Source organism: Streptomyces sp. UNOC14_S4 (assembly GCF_020740835.1).
Taxonomy (GTDB): domain Bacteria; phylum Actinomycetota; class Actinomycetes; order Streptomycetales; family Streptomycetaceae; genus Streptomyces.
In genome coordinates, this window is record NZ_JAINFC010000422.1 from 1 (window position 1) to 6,745 (window position 6,745).

Consider the following 6,745-nt stretch of genomic DNA (forward strand, 5'->3'; position numbering starts at 1 on the left):
CCCCGGCCCCCGGCCCCTGCAATGGCGTGACACGGCGGTGTCGTGGGGCCTCAGAAGACGTCCAGGGCTCCTATGCCACCGGCCGCGCCGAGCAGGACGAAGGCCGGCATGAGGATCTTCATCTCGACCCGGCTGCCCGCCCTGAAGCGCATGGCCTTCGGGGGCCCCATCGGATACCAGCGCTTGCGGCCGATGGGTATGGGCCACAGGATCGGGCAGCCGGAGACGGTGAGCGCGTCGCCGATGTCGTGCACGAGGGCACCGAGCACGATGGGCAGACCGAGCCACATGTACTCCTGGCCCGGGGCGTCGAACAGCCAGCCCGCCCCGTTGCCCGGTTCGTCCAGGACTCCGGCGAGTATCCAGGTGCTGGTGGCGCCGAGCAGCCACACCAGGACGTCGCTGGAGGTCCTGGCCACCCGCCACAGCAGCCCTTCGACGGCCAGCACGAGGTGGACGAAGAGGATGCCGAGCACGGCCCAGCGGCCACCGGTGATCGCCAGTGCCGAGGTGCCGACGCCTATCAGCACGGCCCACACGGCGGTGTGGGTGAGGGTGCGGTGACCGCCGTTGCGGCGCGGGTCGCCACGGCCGCGGGTGGCTTTGTAGACCGCGTGCGACAGCTTGTCGATGATCTCGCACAGGATGCGGGAGACCGGGCCGAAGGCCCGCGATATGGTCGCCGACTTGTGGTCGAGGTCCGGGGCGAGTGCCGCGCCCGCGCAGATCAGGGCGCCGACGACCAGCACCGGCCAGGGCATCGGGTGCCCCGCTGCGGCGAACGCGGCCCCCACACCCAGCCAGGCGGCCGCGCCCGAGAGCGAGTGGGCCGGTCCCATCATGATTGATTCACCCCTTTTTACGGCCTTTTATGGCCGGTTATTCGCAATTCCTGACGCCGAGTCGGCGACTCAGCGTAACGCCCGATGATCTTCGTCCGACCGCCCGGTTCTCCGATACGGCCCGGGGCCAGGCAGTATGGAGGCGTGACCCTTATCGATCAGATGCCGAGCCATGCCGACCCCGATGCCCTCTTCGAGGCGTTCTCGACCTGGGCCGAGGAGCGGGGGATCTCGTTGTACCCCGCGCAGGAGGAGGCACTGATCGAGGTGGTCTCCGGCGCGAACGTGATCCTGTCGACGCCGACCGGCTCGGGAAAGAGCCTCGTGGCGGCCGGGGCGCACTTCACCGCGCTCGCCAACGACCAGGTGACCTTCTACACCGCGCCTATCAAGGCACTGGTCTCGGAGAAGTTCTTCGACCTGTGCAAGATCTTCGGCACGGAGAACGTCGGCATGCTCACGGGCGACGCCTCGGTCAACGCCGACGCGCCCATCATCTGCTGCACCGCCGAAGTGCTCGCCTCCATCGCCCTGCGGGACGGCAAGGACGCCGACATCGGCCAGGTCGTCATGGACGAGTTCCACTTCTACGCCGAGCCCGACCGCGGCTGGGCCTGGCAGATCCCGCTGCTGGAGCTGCCGCAGGCACAGTTCGTCCTGATGTCCGCGACGCTGGGCGACGTCTCCCGCTTCGAGGAGGACCTGACCCGGCGCACGGGACGGCCCACCGCCGTCGTGCGCTCCGCGACCAGGCCCGTCCCGCTCTCCTACGAGTACCGCACGACGCCGCTGACCGAGACCCTGACCGAGTTGCTGCAGACCCATCAGGCGCCGGTCTACATCGTCCACTTCACCCAGGCCGCCGCCGTCGAGCGGGCCCAGGCGCTGATGAGCATCAACATGTGCTCGCGCGAGGAGAAGGACGAGATCGCCAAGCTGATCGGGAACTTCCGGTTCACCACCAAGTTCGGCCGGAACCTGTCCCGCTACGTACGTCACGGCATCGGCGTCCACCACGCCGGAATGCTGCCGAAGTACCGACGCCTGGTGGAGCGCCTGGCACAGGCCGGCCTGCTGAAGGTCATCTGCGGGACGGACACCCTGGGCGTCGGTGTCAACGTGCCGATCCGCACCGTGCTGTTCACCGCGCTCACCAAGTACGACGGCCAGCGGGTGCGGACGCTGCGTGCCCGGGAGTTCCACCAGATCGCCGGGCGCGCGGGCCGGGCGGGCTTCGACACCGCGGGGTTCGTCGTCGCCCAGGCACCCGACCACGTCGTGGAGAACGAGAGGGCGCTCGCGAAGGCCGGGGACGACCCCAAGAAGCGCCGCAAGGTGGTCCGCAAGAAGGCCCCCGAGGGCTTCGTCAACTGGACCGAGAACACCTTCGAGAAGCTCATCGCCTCGGAGCCCGAGCAGCTCACCTCCCGCTTCCAGGTCACCCACGCGATGCTGCTCGCCGTCATCGCGCGGCCGGGCAACGCCTTCGAGGCCATGCGCCGCCTGCTGGAGGACAACCACGAGCCGCGCCGGAACCAGCTGCGGCACATCCGCCGGGCCATCGCCATCTACCGCTCGCTGCTGGACGGCGGTGTGGTGGAGCGGCTCGACGAGCCCGACGCCGAGGGCCGGATCGTCCGGCTGACCGTCGACCTCCAGTCGGACTTCGCGCTCAACCAGCCGCTGTCGACCTTCGCGCTCGCCGCCTTCGAGCTCCTCGACCCGGAGTCGCCGTCCTACGCGCTGGACATGGTGTCCGTGGTCGAGTCGACACTGGACGACCCGCGGCAGATCCTCGCGGCCCAGCAGAACAAGGCCCGCGGCGAGGCCGTCGCGGCGATGAAGGCCGAGGGCGTCGAGTACGAGGACCGCATGGAGCGCCTCATGGACGTCACCTACCCCAAGCCGCTGGACGAGGTGCTCTCGCACGCCTACGGCCTCTACCGCAAGAGCCACCCCTGGGTCGGCGACCACCCGCTGTCGCCGAAGTCGGTCATCCGCGACATGTACGAGCGCGCCATGACCTTCACGGAGTTCACCTCCCACTACGACCTGGCGCGGACCGAGGGCATCGTGCTGCGCTACCTGGCGAGCGCGTACAAGGCGCTGGACCACACCGTGCCCGACGACCTCAAGTCCGACGACTTCGAGGACCTGATCGCCTGGCTCGGCGAAATGGTCCGCCAGGTGGACTCCAGCCTGCTGGACGAGTGGGAGCAGCTCGCCAACCCCGGGGAGGAGACGGCCGAGGAGGCGCAGGAGCGCGCCGACCAGGTCAAGCCCGTCACCGCGAACGCCCGCGCCTTCCGGGTGCTGGTGCGCAACGCGCTGTTCCGCCGCGTCGAGCTCGCCGCGCTCGACAAGGTCGACGAACTGGGCGAGATGGACACCGAGGCCGGGTGGGACGCGGACCGCTGGGCCGAGGCCATGGACGCCTACTGGGACGAGTACGAGGACCTCGGCACCGGCCCCGACGCCCGGGGGCCGAAGCTGCTGAGCATCGAGGAGCGGCCCGAGGACGGTCTGTGGCGGGTCCGGCAGACCTTCGCCGACCCCAACGGCGACCACGACTGGGGCATCTCCGCCGAGGTCGACCTCGCCGCCTCCGACGAGGAAGGCCGCGCGGTGGTCCGCGTCATGGACGTCGGGCAGCTGTAGCCTCCGAGGCGCCGCCCCCTCGGCGCGCCCCGGCAGCAGAGGAGTACCGATGGCCAGTCCCACCGACCGCCTGGTGGGTCTGCTCGACCTCGAGCAGATCGATCTGAACATCTTCCGGGGCCGCAGCCCGGACGAGTCCCTGCAGCGGGTATTCGGCGGGCAGGTGGCAGGACAGGCACTGGTCGCGGCCGGGCGGACCACCGACGGTGGCCGCCCGGTCCACTCGCTCCACGCGTACTTCCTGCGCCCCGGGCGGCCGGGCGTACCGATCGTGTACCAGGTGGAGCGGGTCCGCGACGGACGGTCCTTCACCACGCGGCGCGTGGTGGCCGTCCAGCAGGGCCGGACGATCTTCAATCTCACGGCCTCCTTCCATCAGCCCGAGCCGGGTTTCGAGCACCAGGTGGCGATGCCCGAGGTGCCCGCCCCGGAAGGTCTGCCGCGGCTCGCCGACGAGATCCGCGACCATCTGGGAGGCGAGCTGCCGAGCGCGCTGCGGCACATGGAGCGCAGGCTCGCCTTCGACATCCGTTACGTGGACCGGCTGCGCTGGACCCCGCAGGAGCTGGCCGACGCGGAACCGCGCAGCGCGGTGTGGATGCGTGCCCTGGGGCCGCTCGGGGACGACCCCCTCGTCCACACCTGCGCCCTCACCTACGCCAGTGACATGACGCTCCTCGACGCGGTGCGCATCCCGGTGGAGCCACTGTGGGGCCCGCGCGGATTCGACCTGGCCTCGCTGGACCACGCGATGTGGTTCCACCACCCCTTCAAGGCCGACGAGTGGTTCCTCTACCAGCAGGAGTCACCCATCGCCACCGGCGCCAGGGGACTGGCCCGAGGGCAGATCTTCGACCGCGAGGGCAGGCTGCTGGTGTCAGTGATGCAGGAGGGACTCTTCCGGAAGTTGCCGTGAACTCCGGCGACGGAACAGTCCCCACAGCGTCCTCGGCCCCTTCGGTCGCGGCTTCCGCTTCTCGGGCGCCCCGGCCGCGGTGGTGACCGGGGCCGGGCTCGGGGCTCGCCCTGGCGGAGCGCTCCGCGCCGGAAGGGGCCGCTCGCTCTCCGGCCGCGGCGCGGCCCGCAGAGCACGGGCCTCCGCCAGAGTGGCGGTGAGCAGATTCCGGTAGCCCTCGATCTCGTCCGGCTCCGCCGCGACGGTCATCCTGTCGATGATCTCGCGACCGGCCACGGTGTCCGAGCGCCCGAGGGCGAGCAGTGGGCGCAGGGTGCCGACATGGGCCCGCTCGAATGGGTCGGGAACCGTGTCGGTGAGCTGCTCCGGGCGGAGCACCGAGGCGATGACCGCCGCCCGTCCCCAGGGGTCCTGGGTGAGGGCCAGCAACTGGTCGACCCGCCGGGCTCGCCAGGCCCGGGGCCGACTGTCCACCTTCCTCTCCAGCGTGGCGCGCAGCTCCGCAGGTGCGCGGCCGGTGAGCAGGCCCGGATTCGCGTCGGCGAACTCCGCGAGGTCAGCGGCCAAGTAGTGCCAGACCACCGCGCGATACCGGTTCACGTAGAACCTCACGGGTGCGAAACAGCCTGCTCTGGCGAGGCGCACGAAGCGGGCCGGCCCGACGCCCATCAGCTCGGCGCCCTCGGCGGTGCCCACGACCCACACCCGGGCACGGAGCGCTTCGGGGAAGCCGATCCCGCCCGTGTGCCGTTCGATCTCCTCCCGCGTGACCCGCCGTCGGCCACCGGGGCCGGAGGCGACCGTCCGCACATGCCCCAGTTGTACGGCGAGGTCGAACTCGCGCGGCCTGAGCCCCAGCTCCCGCGCCGCCCTTCCGAACGGAAGCGCGGCCACCGCCGTGCCCTGCTCCTGATGCTGCCGCACCGTCATGACACCCTCCCCCACTACGGTTCAATCACTGACAGTGACGAATGTAGCGGCAGGGTGTGACAGCGCGTCCAGCCTGTGGATAACTCCGCCCGAGCCGAGCCGCCCCCTCCGTCCCGGACCGGGCCGCCGGGCTTCAGACGGAGCGGTCGGGGCCCCGACGTGCGGGACCGTACTGCCGGGCGTCCACGCCCATGCGCTCGCCCATACCCCCGCCCGTGCGCTCGTCCATCCTGTTGACCAGGAGGGTCATCTCATAGGCGATGTGGCCCATGTCGGCCTGCGGGCCGCCGAGCACGCACAGGCAACTGTCGTCACCCGCCGCCGTCACGAACAGGATGCCTTCCTCGAATTCCACCATCGTCTGACGTACCCGACCGGCCCGGAATTGGCGGCCCGTGCCCTTCGCGAGGCTGTGGAGCCCGGACGCGACCGCGGCCAAGTGCTCCGCGTCCTCTCTTTCGAGGCTCGCGCTCGCGCCCGTGACCAGCCCGTCGTTGGACAGCACCATCGCGTGGCGTATGTGTTCGACGCGCTCGGTCAGGTCGTCCAGCATCCAGTCGAGCTCTTCGCTGAGTGCCATGTCGTGCCTCCCCGTTCCGCCGTTCCCCGTCAATTGCCGTGCAAGCCTTGCTCACGCGGGCGCGGTCGGCAACCCGACCGGCCTGTCGGCACGTGTCCGTGCGCCAATTGACGCAGGATGAGGACATGGCACGGAGAATGGACAAGGACGAGTGGCGGGCCTTTCTTTCCATGGGCACGCGCACGGGAAAGCTTTCGACGGTATGCGCGGACGGGAGCCCGCACATCGCTCCGGTCTGGTTCGTCCTCGACGGGGACGAACTCGTCTTCTGCACCGGTGAGAACACGGTCAAGGGGCGGAATCTCGCCCGTGACGGCCGCATCGCGCTCTGCGTCGACGACGACCGGCCGCCGTTCTCGTTCGTCACACTGCGCGCTCGCGCCGAGCTGAGTGACGACCTGAATGAGGTACGGTCCTGGTCGACCAGAATCGCCGCGCGCTATATGGGCGACGAGCGAGCGGAGGAGTTCGGGGCCCGCAACGGTGTCCCAGGCGAGGTGCTGGTCCGTGCCCGCATCGACAAGGTCGTCGCGCAGGCCGCGGTCGCCGACTGAGCGCTCCGCTGGAAAACCGGTACGTCAACTGCGGGTGCGTCGTGGCTGGTCGCGCCCACGCGGCGGAGCCGCATAGTGCAGCACAATCCCGCGCCCCTTCGGGGCGCTGCCGAACCGCACCGGACTTCGTCAGGCCCGCTTAGCCTTGATCCACCGAGCGATGACCGGTCCAGGGCCTGGACATGAAGACGCGGATGCCCCTTGAACTGGGACGATGGGACTTCCTACGGTTCCATATCCACAGATCGAGAGAACATCCGCGAGA

At 70.0% G+C, this 6,745-nt stretch carries 6 protein-coding genes; 3 read left to right on the forward strand and 3 right to left on the reverse strand.

Translation table 11 applies throughout. From position 1 onward, the window contains the following. Positions 1–50: 50 nt before the first annotated feature. The gene (locus K6I34_RS28350; protein WP_229330108.1) at positions 51–842 is read right to left on the reverse strand and encodes a metal-dependent hydrolase; all 792 of its coding nucleotides are present in this window, start codon (positions 840–842) and stop codon (positions 51–53) included. A 144-nt stretch (positions 843–986) separates the two neighbouring features. Between K6I34_RS28350 and K6I34_RS28355 the strand changes: the two genes are divergently transcribed. Together K6I34_RS28355 and K6I34_RS28360 are read left to right on the forward strand one after the other, a co-directional pair. Continuing rightward, positions 987–3,500, forward strand: coding sequence for an RNA helicase (locus K6I34_RS28355; protein ID WP_229330110.1), 2,514 nt, complete (start codon positions 987–989; stop codon positions 3,498–3,500). 49 nt (positions 3,501–3,549) lie between these two features. Next, positions 3,550–4,416, forward strand: coding sequence for an acyl-CoA thioesterase II (locus K6I34_RS28360; RefSeq protein ID WP_229330112.1), 867 nt, complete (start codon positions 3,550–3,552; stop codon positions 4,414–4,416). Here K6I34_RS28360 and K6I34_RS28365 read toward each other — a convergent pair. Together K6I34_RS28365 and K6I34_RS28370 are read right to left on the reverse strand one after the other, a co-directional pair. After that, positions 4,378–5,346: a DUF6397 family protein gene (locus K6I34_RS28365; RefSeq protein WP_229330114.1), complete on the reverse strand. Its 969-nt coding sequence runs from the start codon at positions 5,344–5,346 to the stop codon at positions 4,378–4,380. The genes K6I34_RS28360 and K6I34_RS28365 overlap by 39 nt on opposite strands. Positions 5,347–5,479: 133 nt before the next feature. Next, a complete protein-coding gene (locus K6I34_RS28370; protein WP_229330116.1) occupies positions 5,480–5,926 on the reverse strand; it encodes a roadblock/LC7 domain-containing protein in 447 nt (148 codons plus the stop codon). Positions 5,927–6,051: 125 nt separating this feature from the next. On the opposite strand from K6I34_RS28370, the gene K6I34_RS28375 reads away from it, so the two are divergent. Continuing rightward, positions 6,052–6,480 carry a PPOX class F420-dependent oxidoreductase gene (locus K6I34_RS28375; protein ID WP_229330119.1) on the forward strand — a complete coding sequence of 143 codons (429 nt, stop codon included), beginning with the start codon at positions 6,052–6,054 and terminating at the stop codon, positions 6,478–6,480. The last annotated feature ends 265 nt before the right edge of the window (positions 6,481–6,745 follow it).

Coding starts and splice junctions, on each gene's coding strand:
- K6I34_RS28350 (WP_229330108.1), bottom strand. CDS start 842: ATGATGGGACCGGCCCACTCGCTCTCGGGCGCGGCCGCCTGGCTGGGT.
- K6I34_RS28360 (WP_229330112.1), top strand. CDS start 3,550: ATGGCCAGTCCCACCGACCGCCTGGTGGGTCTGCTCGACCTCGAGCAG.
- K6I34_RS28365 (WP_229330114.1), bottom strand. CDS start 5,346: ATGACGGTGCGGCAGCATCAGGAGCAGGGCACGGCGGTGGCCGCGCTT.
- K6I34_RS28370 (WP_229330116.1), bottom strand. CDS start 5,926: ATGGCACTCAGCGAAGAGCTCGACTGGATGCTGGACGACCTGACCGAG.
- K6I34_RS28375 (WP_229330119.1), top strand. CDS start 6,052: ATGGCACGGAGAATGGACAAGGACGAGTGGCGGGCCTTTCTTTCCATG.